21 protein-coding genes are annotated in these 15534 nt (G+C 38.8%); 14 read left to right on the top strand and 7 right to left on the bottom strand.

From position 1 onward, the window contains the following. Positions 1–13: 13 nt before the first annotated feature. The gene (locus JFU24_RS18990; RefSeq protein ID WP_201250297.1) at positions 14–274 is read right to left on the bottom strand and encodes a DUF1871 family protein; all 261 of its coding nucleotides are present in this window, start codon (positions 272–274) and stop codon (positions 14–16) included. A gap of 103 nt (positions 275–377) precedes the next feature. Here JFU24_RS18990 and JFU24_RS18985 point away from each other — a divergent pair, with 103 nt between their 5' ends. Continuing rightward, positions 378–1553, top strand: a complete 1176-nt coding sequence (locus tag JFU24_RS18985; RefSeq protein ID WP_201222749.1) for a MalY/PatB family protein — start codon at positions 378–380, stop codon at positions 1551–1553. A 48-nt stretch (positions 1554–1601) separates the two neighbouring features. On the opposite strand, the gene JFU24_RS18980 is transcribed toward JFU24_RS18985, so the two are convergent. The 4 genes from JFU24_RS18980 to JFU24_RS18965 all read right to left on the bottom strand — a co-directional run bounded on the left by JFU24_RS18980 (position 1602) and on the right by JFU24_RS18965 (position 4248). Continuing rightward, positions 1602–2357, bottom strand: coding sequence for a TraR/DksA C4-type zinc finger protein (locus JFU24_RS18980; protein WP_201250296.1), 756 nt, complete (start codon positions 2355–2357; stop codon positions 1602–1604). Between the two features lie 321 nt (positions 2358–2678). Further along, positions 2679–3293, bottom strand: a complete 615-nt coding sequence (locus JFU24_RS18975; RefSeq protein ID WP_053348748.1) for a PH domain-containing protein — start codon at positions 3291–3293, stop codon at positions 2679–2681. A 43-nt stretch (positions 3294–3336) separates the two neighbouring features. After that, the gene (locus tag JFU24_RS18970) at positions 3337–3813 is read right to left on the bottom strand and encodes a GNAT family N-acetyltransferase (protein ID WP_056525694.1); all 477 of its coding nucleotides are present in this window, start codon (positions 3811–3813) and stop codon (positions 3337–3339) included. Between the two features lie 210 nt (positions 3814–4023). After that, on the bottom strand, positions 4024–4248 hold the full coding sequence (locus JFU24_RS18965; protein ID WP_053348746.1) for a hypothetical protein: 225 nt from the start codon (positions 4246–4248) through the stop codon (positions 4024–4026). 411 nt (positions 4249–4659) lie between these two features. Between JFU24_RS18965 and JFU24_RS18960 the strand changes: the two genes are divergently transcribed. Then, entirely contained in the window at positions 4660–5220 is a 561-nt protein-coding gene (locus tag JFU24_RS18960; protein WP_201222748.1) for a TetR/AcrR family transcriptional regulator, read from the top strand. Between the two features lie 179 nt (positions 5221–5399). Then, positions 5400–5909, top strand: a complete 510-nt coding sequence (locus JFU24_RS18955; RefSeq protein WP_201250295.1) for a DUF2798 domain-containing protein — start codon at positions 5400–5402, stop codon at positions 5907–5909. 235 nt (positions 5910–6144) lie between these two features. Here JFU24_RS18955 and JFU24_RS18950 read toward each other — a convergent pair whose 3' ends face one another. Beyond that, on the bottom strand, positions 6145–6678 hold the full coding sequence (locus tag JFU24_RS18950) for a peptidylprolyl isomerase (RefSeq protein ID WP_053348878.1): 534 nt from the start codon (positions 6676–6678) through the stop codon (positions 6145–6147). 236 nt (positions 6679–6914) lie between these two features. Here JFU24_RS18950 and JFU24_RS18945 point away from each other — a divergent pair, with 236 nt between their 5' ends. Further along, positions 6915–7301, top strand: a complete 387-nt coding sequence (locus tag JFU24_RS18945) for a kinase-associated lipoprotein B (protein WP_053348743.1) — start codon at positions 6915–6917, stop codon at positions 7299–7301. A 40-nt stretch (positions 7302–7341) separates the two neighbouring features. Here JFU24_RS18945 and kapD read toward each other — a convergent pair whose 3' ends face one another. Beyond that, entirely contained in the window at positions 7342–7965 is a 624-nt protein-coding gene (kapD, locus tag JFU24_RS18940; protein ID WP_098176233.1) for a 3'-5' exonuclease KapD, read from the bottom strand. 284 nt (positions 7966–8249) lie between these two features. Between kapD and JFU24_RS30810 the strand changes: the two genes are divergently transcribed. The 10 genes from JFU24_RS30810 (at position 8250) to mnhG (ending at position 15485) form a co-directional block, all read left to right on the top strand. Beyond that, positions 8250–8618 carry a transglycosylase domain-containing protein gene (locus JFU24_RS30810; RefSeq protein WP_201250294.1) on the top strand — a complete coding sequence of 123 codons (369 nt, stop codon included), beginning with the start codon at positions 8250–8252 and terminating at the stop codon, positions 8616–8618. Positions 8619–8655: 37 nt separating this feature from the next. Next, positions 8656–9258, top strand: a complete 603-nt coding sequence (locus JFU24_RS18930; protein ID WP_201250293.1) for a transglycosylase domain-containing protein — start codon at positions 8656–8658, stop codon at positions 9256–9258. Next, positions 9255–9512, top strand: coding sequence for a hypothetical protein (locus JFU24_RS18925; RefSeq protein ID WP_242485363.1), 258 nt, complete (start codon positions 9255–9257; stop codon positions 9510–9512). Before JFU24_RS18930 ends, JFU24_RS18925 begins: the two co-directional genes overlap by 4 nt. A 244-nt stretch (positions 9513–9756) precedes the next feature. Next, positions 9757–12162, top strand: a complete 2406-nt coding sequence (locus JFU24_RS18920) for a Na+/H+ antiporter subunit A (RefSeq protein WP_201250292.1) — start codon at positions 9757–9759, stop codon at positions 12160–12162. Then, complete coding sequence (locus tag JFU24_RS18915; protein ID WP_201222743.1) at positions 12159–12581, top strand: Na(+)/H(+) antiporter subunit B; 423 nt, start codon at positions 12159–12161, stop codon at positions 12579–12581. The genes JFU24_RS18920 and JFU24_RS18915 overlap by 4 nt, the downstream gene beginning before the upstream one ends. Continuing rightward, a complete protein-coding gene (locus tag JFU24_RS18910) occupies positions 12581–12922 on the top strand; it encodes a Na(+)/H(+) antiporter subunit C (RefSeq protein ID WP_056525719.1) in 342 nt (113 codons plus the stop codon). The genes JFU24_RS18915 and JFU24_RS18910 overlap by 1 nt, the downstream gene beginning before the upstream one ends. Further along, positions 12915–14396 carry a Na+/H+ antiporter subunit D gene (locus tag JFU24_RS18905; RefSeq protein ID WP_201250291.1) on the top strand — a complete coding sequence of 494 codons (1482 nt, stop codon included), beginning with the start codon at positions 12915–12917 and terminating at the stop codon, positions 14394–14396. The genes JFU24_RS18910 and JFU24_RS18905 overlap by 8 nt, the downstream gene beginning before the upstream one ends. Positions 14397–14402: 6 nt before the next feature. After that, complete coding sequence (locus JFU24_RS18900; RefSeq protein WP_053348734.1) at positions 14403–14879, top strand: Na+/H+ antiporter subunit E; 477 nt, start codon at positions 14403–14405, stop codon at positions 14877–14879. Positions 14880–14926: 47 nt separating this feature from the next. Beyond that, positions 14927–15163, top strand: coding sequence for a Na(+)/H(+) antiporter subunit F1 (locus tag JFU24_RS18895; RefSeq protein WP_376110396.1), 237 nt, complete (start codon positions 14927–14929; stop codon positions 15161–15163). Beyond that, positions 15147–15485, top strand: coding sequence for a monovalent cation/H(+) antiporter subunit G (mnhG, locus tag JFU24_RS18890; RefSeq protein WP_053348732.1), 339 nt, complete (start codon positions 15147–15149; stop codon positions 15483–15485). The genes JFU24_RS18895 and mnhG overlap by 17 nt, the downstream gene beginning before the upstream one ends. Positions 15486–15534 lie beyond the last annotated feature (49 nt).

Here is a 15534-nt window from a genome sequence, read left to right as displayed (position 1 = left end):
TCCTTCACAGTCTTTAGATCGAGCAGCTGGCATCATTCTTTATGATTAGCAGCTTCTTTGCAACATCCAGACATTTTTCCATCATAACGGGCGCATCAAATGCGAACTCATAGATAGATTTTATTTTTATCGCCAGTTCCTGTGGGTTATCTATATCTCGGATTGCAACAACTGTATCCGCAATTTCGGGCTCATATAGTTCCCCGCCAATCTGAAAAGGGTCCCATTCTTGCAAAACAGCAACCAACGCTAAATTCATTTGCTGTGTATCCATATAATCATCACCTGCTCAATATATTCAGAGAACATGATATCATAGTATCATAACAACACGCTTTTCGCGAAGACGACAAATTTTTAAATCGGTGGTGGATATTTTGAAAGAGTCAATTTTTGAAGAACACATTAACAGGGAAAATACAGGATCAGTAAAATGGGATAAAAACTCGCTTAAATCATTGTATGGAAGAGAAGATGTACTGCCAATGTGGGTTGCCGATATGGATTTCCCTTCTCCTGAGGGCATTCAAAAAGCGTTAATTGAACGCCTGAATCATCCGATTTTCGGTTATACCGTCCCTTCCGAAACGGTTTTCACCGAAATTCAAAGCTGGCTTAGAGACCAGCACTCCTGGCCCATCACAAAGGAATGGATCTCATTTAGCTCTGGCGTCGTTTCAGCCATCGGTACAACGATCCAAGCATTCACGAACCCGGGTGATAAAATATTGGTACAATCACCGGTCTATACACCATTTTTTGATATGGTCAAAAATAATGACCGGGAAGTGGTCAACAGTCCGCTTATCATAGAAGACGATCGCTTTAAGATTGATTTTACGGATTTTGAAGACAAGCTGAAAAGTGGAGTGAAACTATTCCTGTTTTGCAGTCCACATAATCCCGGCGGACGCGTTTGGACAAAAGACGAACTCCTGCGGATTGGCGAGCTCTGTGTAAAATATGATGTAATCATAGTCAGTGATGAGATTCACGCTGACTTATTCCATTCAACATCCAGACATTATCCCATCGCCTCACTTTCAGAACAATTATCGGATATAACAGTTACGTTAATGGCACCAAGTAAAACATTCAATATAGCCGGCATTCAGGCTTCATTCCTGATCACCAGTAATGAAAAACTGCAGAAGCAATTGCAAAAGGCTCAAACGAAACTGGCCTTTCATGGACTGAACATCCTAGCTTTAACAGCTATGGAAGCCGCGTATCGAGAGGGCTTACCCTGGCTGAAAGACATGATTGCTTACATCGAGGAGAATATAAAAGTGGCAGAGGAATTCATTGCTGCTGAAATTCCTGCACTGCACGTCATGCATCCGGATGCCTCTTACCTTTTATGGATTGACTGCCGTGATCTAGGATTGAACGACAAGGAAATTAAGGAACGACTGATCCATCAAGGGAAGCTCGCATTAGAGCCTGGTTCAAAATATGGCCCAGGCGGAGAAGGTTTCGTCCGGATGAATATTGGTTGTTCACGCAGTGTGCTGTTGGATGGGCTTAATCGATTAAAAGTGGCTTTTTCATAAGAAATAACAAAGAACCAGGTTTGAAGCCTGGTTCTTTGCTTTTTTCTATTAGCCCTTCTCTTCTTCTACATATGGATCATGCTCATAACGAGGCAGATCCCCAATCGATGTTTGTATATTTTCTTCAATAAGTGTTTCCTTCAATTCTTGATACTGGGAGTTAGGATAGACCGTTATCTCCTTACCGTATATATCCACGCCAACAAAATTTTCATAATCTTCAACATACCCAATATTTTCTTCAGACTCGACATACATATCTTCATAATCGTTAGGAGGATAAGCAAAATCAGAAGGCGTTTCAGATGTTCCATAGCTAGCAACTTCCTGCCATGAATCCTCCGCATCGAATGCAACCGATTCGTCCCGCCCATCATAATCAAACCTTCCAAATGGAGGTCCCAACACTTCCTCTTCTACCGGCCGATTGTCAGAAGTTTCTTGAGATGGCGAATGTTCAACACAAAAGGTAGTCGTCGGGATAATGCTCAAACGGTCAAGAGGAATTTCTTTTGAACAAACTTCACATTTCCCATACTCTCCTGCATCAATTGCTTGAAGGGCTCGATTAATATCCCTAATTTCATCTCGGACATGCTCACCCAGCGCCAAATCTTTTTCACGCTCATATAATTCTGTTCCTTGATCACCAGGATGATTATCATAGCTCGATAACTCACCAGTCGAATCATCTTGACTTCTTCTTAAACCAAAGTCACCCGAGTCATTTAATTGCTTTTCCAACTCCTGCTTTGTGTGCTGCAATTGCTGTTGAAGGCTTTTTATTTGCTGATTAGATAGCATGTGCAACATCCTTTCATAATCGTTTCTTCTCTCTAGTATTTCTATCTTTACTTCATTCCATAAAGGTACTTTTTACCTCAAGAATAAATCGGAAGAGAGAACAAAAACTAATAAAATTCAAAAAGATGGGCTTTTCGTGTGTTTTTCCAAAGAGGATTAATTAACATAATCGTTCCAGACAATTCGGTAAGATGCAGATGATGATGCAATATTCGTATCAAAGCGTTTCGTGTAAGTCTAAACAATAGGGGATCGCGGGGGATTATTAGATGCGACTTAAATAAAATAAGGCGGACACATCATTCTGTGTTCGCCTCTTTTTTAATTATTGATATATTTTTCAAAAACATAACCGAAATCTTTAATATGATACTTTTTCCGGCTGTCCATCAACCATTCAAAAGCAGCGGAATTAATATCCTTAAAACTCGCGGCCATTTGACTTCCTTCAGTCCGAACCTGGTTCAAAGTGGAAGAAGCAAGGTTTACACTTTGCTGGGCATATTGAAGGGCATACTCATTTTCATGACAAATTTCCGATATTTTAACAAGTGATTTGAACAAGTCCTTTAATTCTTCGATGAATTTTTTATGAACATCAATGGAAAAAGTTTTTGCCCCAATCGAAAATTTAATTTCTGCATCCAAATCCACGGTGCCTGCCGTTTCAAGGGTCACGTTGGAAATATTATGCTGGCTATAGCTATACCTTGTAAGTGTACGCTTTTTACTAATGGCACTTGTACCATCCAAATGGATAAACGCCTGATTCGTAAAACAGTATTCATCGGTTTTCGATTTAATCAGGAAATAAATTTTTTCCTCATCTTCGTGCATGATGTAATCATCTGCATCCACCTTGTCATAGTCGGCAGGCTTAATCACACTTCCAATATCACTGAGACCAAGTGCATCAGCCGCAATTTTCTTAAACAAATTCCATTCCTCCTCTATTCATACTCAGTTAAATTCTACCATATTATAAATATTTCTCTAGTATTATCTCATCTCGTACCGGAATTCCATCAAAGCTGTAAAATGGGATTTCAGGCTTGATTTTTCTTGATTCTTCGACTGCATTTTTCACAATTTCTGAAATGACATAGCCACGCTTTTGGAAAAACTTCAATGCCTGTAAATTATCATTGGTTGTAATCGCTTTAATAGTATGGCAATTTTTTTCCTTTGCAATATTTTCTATCACATAAAGCAACGATGAGCCCACACCTTGCTTCTCATGCTCACTATTCAAAGAAATGATCTGACATACCTGATTGGCCATCTTGTATGTCCCTAATCCAGTGATTTTTTCATTCTCATCCATCACCCCAAATCCCTCAAGTTCTGCATAATGAAACAAGCCTCTAGAAAAAACGACTTGAGTCGTTTCCCAATGCTGCATGAAAAAACTCTTAACCGTATCTGCCGCAATCATTCTTTTAGCTACGATTTGCATAACAATTTACGCCCCCAAAAATTCTATCTATATCCTTATAGTATAAAATGCTTATGCTGATAAAGGAACAGTTTATTATGTATACAGGGACTTTACGACCTATTATCAAAATCGAATCCCATTCATAACAGGATAATTAATGTTCAAATTACCAATAGAATATAATAAAAAACTGCAATCTCTCATGAATGAGCTCGCAGCTTTTTTAGTTTAAGAAAGAGAATCATCCTTTATACGTTGATTTCTTTTAGTGACTTCATCTTCAAATTGTTTTGTTTTCATTTCTTCTTTTTTTGAATATTTTATGATGGCTCGCATCGTAAAAACAGCTGCAATTAAAAAGATGAAACATGTTATACCTGCCGAGATATATTCAGTCTTGTCTTCTGGAAAGTAAAGAAACAAACCTAATAAAGTATGATTAAGAAAGTCCATCCGATACATCCTTCCTGATAGAAAATAACTTCTTTATCTCATTATAACAATTACCAGAACAATCCACTAGTGGGCCAAATCCACTAAAACTTTATAAAACGAGAGGTATCAAACCCCTCGCTTACCTTTGACGATTATTAAAGGGTAATACCCTTGATGAATACGTCTACAGCTGGTGTATCTCCAGCCACTGTCTCAACGTTAGCGATCATGTCGACAAAATCCATTAAGTAAGGTGAAATAGAAGGATATTTTGACGTGGTTTGAGGAAGGGTAGAAGGAAAAAGTTTACTAATATTTGTGTATAAATCGTGAAAACCATTACTGTTAGAGAGTTAAAAATGCCTTGACTTATAAAATGTTATTTTGATATATTTAAAAATAGACCGGTTGGTATGGAGGGTGTTTATTATGGATACGAAATCGCGGATAATCGACATCGCGACAAGTCTTTTCCAGCAAAAAGGATATTTGGGAGTAGGATTAAACGAAATTTTAAAAGCATGTAACATTTCAAAAGGTTCGCTTTATCATCACTTTCCAAACGGAAAAGAAGAATTACTCATCGCTTGTCTTCATTCATTAAATGAAGCAATTACAACGCATATGGAAGAAATTTTTCAAAATTATCCATCTACTCAAGCAGCTACACAAGCGATGATTGAGGAATTGATCGTTCAATATGATCGAGATGGGATGATTACTGGTTATACATTTAGCAGCATCGTTAGCGAAATGGGATTACTAAGTGAATCAGTCAGGAATGCCTGTGATCAATCTTTCACAAATATTCAAGAGATTTATTCGAACAAGTTAGTAGCAGATGGTTTTTCGAAAGAAACAACTGATTCAATTTCTCTAATGATGACAGCTTCTATTGAAGGTGCTATTATGCTTTGTTTAACAAAAAAAACAAGTGATCCACTAAAAATGATTTCACAGGTATTACCAAATTTATTAAATTCGTATTAATAAGTGAATAAACAAAACTAAACAGGGTCTATTATGGCTCTCTTTTAGTAACTGACTTGTTGGACTTTTTAGTGAATCCGTATTAAATATTGCCTTAGCATTTGTGATGCAAATGCTTTTAAAGCACTAAATCATGTATTGATACTATCTGAAATACTTTTTTTGAAAGGAAGAAAAACATGAAACTAGAAACAAGATTACCTAGAAACGGTAAAGAAGGAGCGTTATATGGCGGTATCATTTGTACGCTGACTGTTTTGTTGATGACGACGCTAAGTATCATTCTAATTTCAGAAAAATTAGATGGGAATGTTGTATTACTGATACTTAAAACGTTACCGATTATGTGGATTATTGCGATGATTATGGAACCGGTAATCATAGGTCCTATTGCAGAAAAATTAGTTGGGAAATTTACAGAACCAGCAGATAGCTTTAATGCAAAGATTTTATTTAGGATCTTATTCACTGTATTGGGAATGTCAGCGTGTATGACGCTTATTGGGGATATCGTAGGAAACGGTATTAGTTCAGAAATATTTAGTAGATTTTTAACGAATTGGCCAAGAAATTTCTTGATCGTACTTATAGCTGAGAGTTTAGTGATTCAACCAATTGCAAGATTTGCGATGGTAAAATTACATGCTTATCAAGATAAAAAAAATTATGCATCGATGATGACAAAATAACATTGTTTAACGAAAGAAATTAATTTAATGAGCTATCATAGGAATGGATTTGTATTCAGGTAGAAACAATTATTTCGACCGCATCAGCTATCTTTGGAGTGAAAATAGGATTTGCAGCAGCTTTTTTAGCTCCAGCCATTGAAATTATTTTTATAATTATGCGGGTGTGGCCAACGCTAAGATTGGAACGCTAGTAAAAACGAGAGGCATCAAGCCCCTCGTTTCATTTTGACGATTATAAAATGGTAATACCCTTAATGACTACGTCAACAGCTGGTTTGTCTCCGGCAACTGTCTCTACGTTAGCAATCGTATCAACAACATCCATGCCTTCGATAACTTGTCCAAAGACAGAGTGTTTATGGTCAAGCCATGGTGTGCCGCCTTGTTCCATATAAGCGTTAATGATTTCTTCCGGATAACCGGCTTGCTTCATTTGTTCACCCATTCTGCTGTCTACGTGCTGTGCTTGAACAACGAAGAATTGGCTGCCATTTGTTCCTGGTCCTGCATTCGCCATGGAAAGAGCTCCTCGCAGATTGAATAATTGCATAGAGAACTCGTCTTCAAATGGAGCGCCCCAAATACTTTCACCACCCATTCCAGTTCCTGTAGGATCTCCGCCTTGAAGCATGAAATCTTTGATGACACGATGGAATATAATCCCTTCATAGTAACCGTTTTCAGCATGTGTTAAGAAGTTTTCTACTGTTTTTGGAGCCAGTTCGGGAAACAGTTTAATTTTAATATCGCCTTGCGTTGTTTGCATAATGACCGCTTTTTCATTTTCCAATACTTCGTTTGTTAATTGTGGAAAGTTTGTCACAGTTCATAACCTCTTTCTTTTTTAAATAAAATGGCTTACATCTCCATTTTCAACCTTCATTTGTACACTTTACACGATTTTTGTAAAAAAAGCATCTTTGCGAAAATTAAACAAATTCGCTGTGAAAAATCGTTGTTCTTATGTATCATGAAGGAAGCTAAAAGAAAGGTGGATGAAAAATGTCCGAACAGGAATTTAACATTGGCGACAAGGTTACTGCCATATATAAAACAGGGAAATACATCGGCGAAATCAATGATATCAGGCCTACTTCATATCTTGTAAAAGTGTTGGCAGTTGTGAAGCATCCTATGCAGGGAGATCTTCATAACCCGAAGCAAACAGAAGTTTCCATGTTTCATCAACGTCGTGCACTTGCATTCCGCGAGAGAACCAATGTACCGAAGAATATGGTCAGGGTCTTTGAAGAGGAAATTCCTGAGTATAAGGAATCATTAAGAGAAGCTGTTGAGAATATGGCACGAACTTTAAGCGAAGTCCACACAGAATGGAATAATAAAAGCTTACAGTTGCTTGAAGAGTTAGCAGCGGATTATTTCAAATAAAGCATGATAAAAGCCAAATCAGTAGTAATTGATTTGGCTTTTATAACGCTAAATGATTCAATACCTTCGATAAATCAATGCGATCGCCAATTGTCGTCGGTTCATGATTTTGCATATAACTCTTATCTTTCTCGACTAACTTAAAGATGTTATAGGTCGTAATCGCATCATCAAGGGCTCTGTGGTGCTTGCCTGTCCCTTCTTTACCATAGGCCTGTACAGCCTTCCATAATCCGGTTTGATTTTGATCTCCGAAAAAGCGTTTGTATTCCAAACAAAGATCCACTTGTTTACCAGAAAAAGGAAACTTTAATCCTGATTTCTGACAGTTCTGCCGTAGTACCTTCATGTCCATATTTCCCCAAGTCACAATTGTCGATGGAGCTTGCTCATCTATTTTCTTCAATAAAGAAACCAACTCTTCAAATGAAATCCCCCGGTCCACCTGATTTTGGGTGATATTCAAGAATTTCTTACATCTTCCCGTTAAGACTGGAAATTTCAACGGGTTAACAAAGGAAGAGAACTGTTCTTGGATTGTCTCATTTATAACTGAGACTAAACCGACCTCAATAATTTCCGGATAAAACCCTACTGGATTCGCTTTTCCTTCAGGCATCGTAAATTCAAAATCAATGAATATATATTGCTGTTGTTCCTCCATTTTTATGACCCCCTTCTTATTCCTGACATCTTCATATCAACCAAAATTTGGTTTTCAATATTCTCATGAGAATATTATAACAGAAGATTTAGAAAAATTTTTATTGGATTTTACTACCCTAGATATTCAGTGTCATTGCGACTGACGATTCCCAATTTCTTTTAAAACTCTTTATTGTCTTCCTTAATTGGATTGTGATGGATTCATAAATCGAAAGTACCATTCTTTATTCCCTATACTTTTCCAGAAATATACTAAAAATATATTAGTTAGGAAGTTGAACTATGCGCACGTATCTTGCTTATATCACGATTTTCTTCTTGTTTCCTGTTTTATCCATTCTTATTTTTCTTTCCTATAAAGAGTGGTCTAAAACCCAATCTCCCAATCATGTTCTCGACGAGAGAATTCCCATTGAAACTATCGAACTGGCTCGGACAAGTTATATGACGGCCGCAAATGGAAAAGTAATAAGTGAAATTTCCAATGGTGAAAAACGAACTTACCTGAAACTTGAAGATATACCTTTGTTCCTAGAAGACTTGTTCATTGTTACAGAAGATCAAAATTTTTATGAATATGCAGGTGTTGATATAACCGGTATCAGCAGGGTGCTTTTAGTCAATTCACAAAACAATGATTTAGAAGCTTAGTGAACTCTTTTATGCCTATCAGTTAGAACGAAAAATATTGAAATCAGAAATCATTGAGTTATATATGAACGCTATTTATTTCCATAATGAAGATTACGGAATTGAAGCTGCTTCCCAGTTTTATTTCAGTAAACCAAATGCGGAGTTATCAAAAGTAGAATTGTCATTCCTAGCAGCGATTCCTAATAATCCCGAAATCTATAACCCTCTTAAACATTTTGATAAAACGAAAAAGCGTCAGGAACGGATTCTAAAGCAAATGGTCGCAGAAGGTAAATTAAAACAGAACGAGTATGAAAAGCTTGTCAAAGAAACAATTAAATTAGACTTGTCCACCACGATCGACTTATATCCCGATTATGTGACATATGTTCATCAAGAGTTGAAAAACCTGGAAGCATCCTCTGAAGGTCTCACAAAGTCTTTGCAAAGTTCTAATGAAGCTACACGTCAGCAGGCGGAAGTCGAGCTGAATAAAAGGGTCGAAAAGCTTTTGAATTCCGGTGTAACCATCCATACCGCACTAGATACTAAGCTGCAAACCCAGTCTAAGACTGCTGTGCAATCAAAATCGGCGTCAATGATATCGAGGGAGCTACAGTGGTTATACAGCATCATACGCACGAGCTTGTCTCTTTGATTGGGGGAAAAGATTATAAAAAAAATTCTTTCAATCGAGCTTACCAAAGCTATAGGCAGCCAGGATCAGCCATTAAACCACTTCTTGATTATGCACCCTATATCGAAGAAACAAATGCGGATATTACTCAACTTGTAAGCGGGGCGAGCTATTGCAGCAATAGCTATTGTCCGAAAAATTACAGCGGTGACAACTACGGGATTATGCAAGATATTATTCAATTCGACAATGGATGGCATTTATTATTCCATTAAAATCACTTATAAATAAATTTTTTAGGTCGATTTTCTCTCCTTTTCTACCTATATATAAATCTTTATTTCGGCATGCCACCCCTGCTCCTAAAGCCATGCAAACCCTGAAAAATTACGTTATACTTTTAAGCAAGACAAACATTTATTAATAAAAAACACATTCAACGAAGATATCCTAACGTCTAGGATTGCTGAAAAAATGCATAATAAGACGAGTAACTTCGTTTAAAAGGGGGGGGAGTTTATGTCTTTGCTTCATTGGGCGGTACTATCACCGTTTTTATTAGCAATTATAGTACCGTTCTTATACAAACTATTTCGACAAATACATACAGGATGGTTTGTATTAATTTTACCTGTTCTACTTTTCACCTATTTTTCACGATTCATTTCATTGACCAAACAAGGAGAAGTAATTACGGAAAGAGCTACATGGATTCCTTCTCTCGGAATTCATGTTGATTTCTATCTAGATGGACTTGGACTTTTATTTGCACTGCTCATTACAGGAATTGGTTCACTCGTAATTTTGTATTCGATTTTTTATTTATCAAAAGTGAAAGAAAAGCTGAATCAGTTTTACGTCTTCCTCTTGCTTTTCATGGGTGCGATGCTTGGTGTTGTACTTTCTGATAACTTAATCGTCCTTTATTCCTTTTGGGAATTTACGAGTTTATCATCCTTTTTATTGATTGGATATTGGAACGAAAGGGAGCGCTCACGTTATGGAGCACAAAAATCCCTGCTTATCACCGTGTTCGGGGGCTTAAGCCTGCTTGGAGGAATCATCCTCCTTTCCATTATGGGGAACACATTCAGCATACGTGAATTGATTTCACAAAGCGGAGAGTTGATGGACCACCCGCTCTTCACTCCCGCACTTTTGCTCGTGTTACTTGGTGCCTTCACTAAATCCGCACAGTTTCCATTCCATATCTGGCTTCCTGATGCGATGGAAGCTCCGACACCGGTCAGCGCTTACCTTCATTCCGCCACAATGGTCAAAGCGGGAATTTATCTGGTTGCCCGTTTAAGCCCAGTTTTCGCAGAATCTGGCGTTTGGTTCTGGTGCGTTTCGATTGCCGGCTTGATTACCCTATTCTGGGGTTCGTTCTCTGCAGTCAAGCAAACCGATTTAAAGGGGATTCTGGCATTCTCCACCATCAGTCAGCTCGGCTTGATCATGTCTCTATTGGGACTTGGAGCAGCAGCACTCCACTATGACACATTGGGTGAAAATATATACTTGGCAGCCACGGTGGCAGCTGTTTTCCACTTAATCAATCATGCGACTTTTAAAGGCAGTCTATTCATGGTTGCTGGTATTATTGATCACGAAACTGGCACCCGGGATATCCGGAAGCTCGGCGGATTGATGCAGCTGATGCCAATCACCTTTACCGTGGCCGTCATCGGTGCTTTTTCAATGGCAGGCCTTCCACCCTTCAATGGTTTCTTAAGTAAAGAAATGTTCTTGGCCAGTATGGTGAATGTATTAGAACTAGATATTTTTAATATGGAGACATGGGGAGTATTGTTCCCCGTTCTTGCTTGGGTTGCTAGCGTGTTCACATTTATTTACAGCATGATTGTCGTGCTCAAGCCCTTTACTGGCAAGCTTCAGCTCCATCTATTAGAAAAGAGGCCGCACGAGGCACCAATCGGCATGTTAATTTCTCCGATTATCCTTGCTACCTTGGTCATTGTTTTTGGAATTTTTCCAAATCTGCTGTCTTCGTCAATTATAAAACCGGCGGTAGCCAGCATACAGCCAAACTTAGTAGATTCGAATTTCCAAGTTCATATCGCTTTCTGGCATGGATTCTCACCAGAATTATGGATGACGATTGGCATCATTGTAATAGGGTTAATTTTATATAAAACGTTTCCGAAATGGGAAAGGATTTATCAGTGGTTGCCTGAACGTTTTTCTTTGAACACTCTGTATGATAATGGGCTAAAAGTGCTCGAACGCTCCGCTTCCTCTGTCATGAAATTTCTGATGACAGGCTCTATTCGGACCTATTTATTATCGATTTTCCTTTTCTTTATTCTATCATTGGGCTTTGCCCTCTATTGGAAGGATGCATTTAAATTAGATACAGGGAATTTTGCCCCGATTGGTTTATATGAATTGGTTTTAGCGGCGATTATCGTGATTGGCTCAATTTCCATTCTGTTTGCAAAATCCCGTTTAACATCCATTATCCTATTAGGAGCTGTTGGTTATACGGTTTCTCTATTTTTCGTCTTATTCCGGGCACCGGATTTAGCGTTAACTCAACTAGTCATCGAAACGATTTCAGTCGCTCTGTTTTTGCTCTGTTTCTTCCACTTACCGTTACTGGCAAGCAGAAAAGAAGAGCGGATGACCTTCAGATTGAATAACGCATTGATTTCTATTGGTGTAGGTACCATCGTCACATTGATTGCCTTATCAGCTCACAGCAACAAACTATTTGATTCTATATCAAGTTATTATCTTGAAAATGCTTACAAGGAAGCAGGCGGGAAAAACGTAGTAAATGTCATTCTAGTTGACTTCCGCGGACTTGATACGATGTTCGAAATTAGTGTTCTTTCTATCGCTGCGCTCGGAATCTTCGCGATGATTAAATTGCGGCTGACAGGGAGGAAAGATAAATCATGAAACAAAATGACCTGATTCTTCAAACGGTGACGAAGGTAGCCGCCTTTGTTATTTTACTTTTTTCGGTAGCAATCTTTTTAGGCGGCCATTATTCGCCAGGGGGCGGGTTTGTCGGCGGCTTGATGACTTCAGCAGCAATTGTCCTGCTTCTGCTCGCTTATGACATTAAAACCGTCACCAAGATCTTGCCGATTGACTATAAATTAATGATTGGTTCAGGCTTGTTCATCTCAAGCCTGACTGTTGCTGGTGGGTTAGTGTTCGGGGTTCCGCTCATGACCCATGTGTACCGATATATCGACCTACCTATTCTTGGGCACATCTCGCTTCATACGGCAGTACTTTTTGATTTAGGTGTTTATCTTGTGGTTGTTGGTGTAACGATGACCATTATTCAAACGATTGGGGAGAGTGAATAATGGAACTTTTAATGGCCATTGTCATTGGAATTTTATTTATGAGTGCGACCTATTTAATGCTTTCAAAAAGTATTTTACGAATCATAATAGGAACTGGTTTGCTCAGTCACGGTGCCCATCTTTTAATTTTGACGATGGGCGGTTTAAAAGGCGGCTCGGTTCCATTGCTTAGCGATAAAGTGGCATCCTATGTTGACCCGCTTCCGCAAGCACTTATCTTAACTGCGATTGTCATCAGTTTCGGTGTCACCTCATTTTTACTGGTGCTTGCTTACCGAACCTATCAGGAGCTTGGAACTGATGATATGGAAGAAATGAGAGGTACGGAAGCAAATGAATAATCTAACTTTTATGCCTGTTTTATGGCCGCTTTTTACAGGCATTATCCTCATCTTCTTTGCAAAAAAAATCAAGCTCCAACGAGGGATTTCTCTATTTTCCTCCCTTATTGGAATCGTAATATCCCTTTATTTAGTGCTTTCCGTTAATAATCAAGGGATTTTGACACTCGGTGTCGGTAGCTGGGATGCTCCATTTGGGATTGTGATTGTCGCTGACATGCTTTCCTCGCTGCTAGTTCTAACCACGAATATCATTGGATTAGCTATATTGATTTACTCGTTTTACTCTATTGGTAAAGAACGTGAAACACACTATTATTATCCTGTATTTCAATTTTTACTGATTGGTGTTAACGGAGCATTCCTCACGGGAGACCTCTTTAATTTATTCGTCTTCTTTGAAGTCATGCTGATGGCTTCTTACGTGCTTCTCGTACTTGGAGGAACGAAAATCCAGCTGAGAGAATCATTGAAGTATATTATCGTCAATGTACTATCATCTGCCTTTTTCGTCATCATGGTCGCATACCTGTATTCAGTTCTCGGCACCTTGAACATGGCACACCTCAGCCAGCGGATATCAGAGGTTAACCAGCCTGGGATCATCTCGGTGATTGCCATTGGTTTCTTAATCGTATTCGGTTTGAAGGGAGCTATTTTCCCGTTATTCCAATGGCTCCCTGGGTCCTATTATGCCCCACCTATCCCAGTGATGGCTCTATTTGGAGCGTTGCTGACCAAGGTCGGGATTTACGCTATTTTCAGGACCTATACACTGATGTTTTATCATGACCAAAATTTCACCCATACTTTTTTAGCGATACTTGGTATCTTAACCATCATCATCGGTGTCATTGGTGCGATCGCCTATTGGGATGTTAAAAAAATTATCATTTACAATATCATCATTGCAGTTGGGGTTATCATTTTCGGAATCTCCTTGATGAATGAGCAGGCCTTATCTGGTTCCATTCTTTACATCATTCATGACATGCTGATTAAGGCAGCACTCTTTCTGTTGGTTGGTATCATGATTAAAATTAGTGGATCAGATAATTTACGGAATATGGGAGGACTGATCAAGCAATACCCTGCCCTTGCCTGGACCTTTTTTATTGCAGCTATATCATTGGCAGGGATTCCTCCCTTCAGCGGATTCGCTGGCAAGCTGCTGATTCTTCAGGGAGCTGCAGAAAAAGAGGCCTACTTTGGAATGGCTGCAGTCTTATTATCAAGCTTAATGGTTTTATACTCAGTGATGAAGATTTTCATAAATGGCTTCTGGGGTACTCCAAAAGCAGATTATACCCTAGCTGAAAATACGGTTAATAAGATGCTTGTTCCTGCTGTTCTCCTTGTTGTCCTTTCCGTTTTATACGGAGTTGGAACAGAATCAATTTATCCTTTTATTTCACAAGCTGTTGACACATTAATGAATCCCGATATTTATATCGATGCGGTTTTAAAGGAGTAGTGCCTGATGTCCTTTCAAATTTTACTGAATGTGTTCCTGGCGGTTATCTGGATGTTTTTAAAAAATGAATTTAACGGGAGCACCTTTATCATCGGCTATGTATTAGGGCTCGGTATCATGTTTGTCTTCCGTCATTTTTTCACTGAGCGTTTTTACCTGAATCGGGTGAAAGCTGTCATTCAATTAACCCTGATTTTCGCCAGGGAGCTCATATTATCAAACGTTAGCGTCCTTAAGGTCGTGCTTAAGCCCAAACTGGATATGAGGCCTGGCATATTTGCATTCGAGACCGTGCTTACAAAAGATTGGGAAATTACGATACTATCAAATTTAATTACACTGACCCCCGGAACACTTGTCGTTGAAGTTTCAGAAGATAATCGAATTCTTTATATTCATGCGATGGATATCGCCGACAAAGAAGAAGCCGTAGACAGCATTAAAAATACATTTGAAAAAGCGATTATGGAGGTGAGCAAATAATGTTTGATCTTTTACTTAAAATCGCGTTGCTCGGTGTCTCCCTTTCCATGATTGGTTTTTTATATCGTTTAATTAAAGGACCATCCGTGCCGGACCGGGTCGTTGCACTTGATGCGATGGGTATAAACCTTATTGCAATCGTAGCGCTTGCCTCCATCGTTATGGATACAAGCGCTTATCTTGAAGCCATTCTGCTGCTCGGAATCCTATCATTTATCGGAACGGTCGCTTTCGCTAAATTCCTTGAGAAAGGGGAGATTATCGAAAATGATCGAAATCGTTGAAATCCTATCAGCTGGATTCATTTTAATTGGGGTATTTCTCTTTCTAGTCTCAGCTTTCGGTGTCATTCGACTGCCTGATGTCTATACAAGAAATCATGCTGCATCCAAAAGTTCAACACTCGGAATCATGTTCATCCTAATCGGCACATTGTTATATTTTTATTATAAGCATAGCCACTTCGATTTCCGTGTCGTGCTTGCAATTTTCTTTATCTTCATGACAAGCCCCGTAGCCGGACATTTAATCAACCGCTCCGCTTACCATTCCGGTGTTAAAATGTGGGATAAAAGTGTCCAGGATGATTTGAAGAAGAACCGATGATTCGTTATATCCAAACCAAAAGAGCTGCCCTGTTGAAAGGGGCAGCTCT

Source organism: Peribacillus sp. TH27 (assembly GCF_016650915.1).
Lineage (GTDB): Bacteria > Bacillota > Bacilli > Bacillales > DSM-1321 > Peribacillus > Peribacillus butanolivorans.
This window is presented reverse-complemented; position numbering and strand designations above follow the sequence as displayed.

What these genes read in the sequence shown, in the direction of transcription:
- JFU24_RS30810 (WP_201250294.1), top strand. Translation starts at nt 8,250, where the DNA reads ATGCGCACGTATCTTGCTTATATCACGATTTTCTTCTTGTTTCCTGTT.
- JFU24_RS18965 (WP_053348746.1), bottom strand. Translation starts at nt 4,248, where the DNA reads ATGGACTTTCTTAATCATACTTTATTAGGTTTGTTTCTTTACTTTCCA.
- JFU24_RS18905 (WP_201250291.1), top strand. Translation starts at nt 12,915, where the DNA reads ATGAATAATCTAACTTTTATGCCTGTTTTATGGCCGCTTTTTACAGGC.
- JFU24_RS18910 (WP_056525719.1), top strand. Translation starts at nt 12,581, where the DNA reads ATGGAACTTTTAATGGCCATTGTCATTGGAATTTTATTTATGAGTGCG.
- JFU24_RS18960 (WP_201222748.1), top strand. Translation starts at nt 4,660, where the DNA reads ATGGATACGAAATCGCGGATAATCGACATCGCGACAAGTCTTTTCCAG.
- mnhG (WP_053348732.1), top strand. Translation starts at nt 15,147, where the DNA reads ATGATCGAAATCGTTGAAATCCTATCAGCTGGATTCATTTTAATTGGG.
- JFU24_RS18970 (WP_056525694.1), bottom strand. Translation starts at nt 3,813, where the DNA reads ATGCAAATCGTAGCTAAAAGAATGATTGCGGCAGATACGGTTAAGAGT.
- JFU24_RS18945 (WP_053348743.1), top strand. Translation starts at nt 6,915, where the DNA reads ATGTCCGAACAGGAATTTAACATTGGCGACAAGGTTACTGCCATATAT.
- JFU24_RS18920 (WP_201250292.1), top strand. Translation starts at nt 9,757, where the DNA reads ATGTCTTTGCTTCATTGGGCGGTACTATCACCGTTTTTATTAGCAATT.
- JFU24_RS18990 (WP_201250297.1), bottom strand. Translation starts at nt 274, where the DNA reads ATGGATACACAGCAAATGAATTTAGCGTTGGTTGCTGTTTTGCAAGAA.
- JFU24_RS18895 (WP_376110396.1), top strand. Translation starts at nt 14,927, where the DNA reads ATGATTGGTTTTTTATATCGTTTAATTAAAGGACCATCCGTGCCGGAC.
- JFU24_RS18980 (WP_201250296.1), bottom strand. Translation starts at nt 2,357, where the DNA reads ATGCTATCTAATCAGCAAATAAAAAGCCTTCAACAGCAATTGCAGCAC.
- kapD (WP_098176233.1), bottom strand. Translation starts at nt 7,965, where the DNA reads ATGGAGGAACAACAGCAATATATATTCATTGATTTTGAATTTACGATG.
- JFU24_RS18915 (WP_201222743.1), top strand. Translation starts at nt 12,159, where the DNA reads ATGAAACAAAATGACCTGATTCTTCAAACGGTGACGAAGGTAGCCGCC.
- JFU24_RS18955 (WP_201250295.1), top strand. Translation starts at nt 5,400, where the DNA reads ATGAAACTAGAAACAAGATTACCTAGAAACGGTAAAGAAGGAGCGTTA.
- JFU24_RS18950 (WP_053348878.1), bottom strand. Translation starts at nt 6,678, where the DNA reads ATGCAAACAACGCAAGGCGATATTAAAATTAAACTGTTTCCCGAACTG.
- JFU24_RS18900 (WP_053348734.1), top strand. Translation starts at nt 14,403, where the DNA reads ATGTCCTTTCAAATTTTACTGAATGTGTTCCTGGCGGTTATCTGGATG.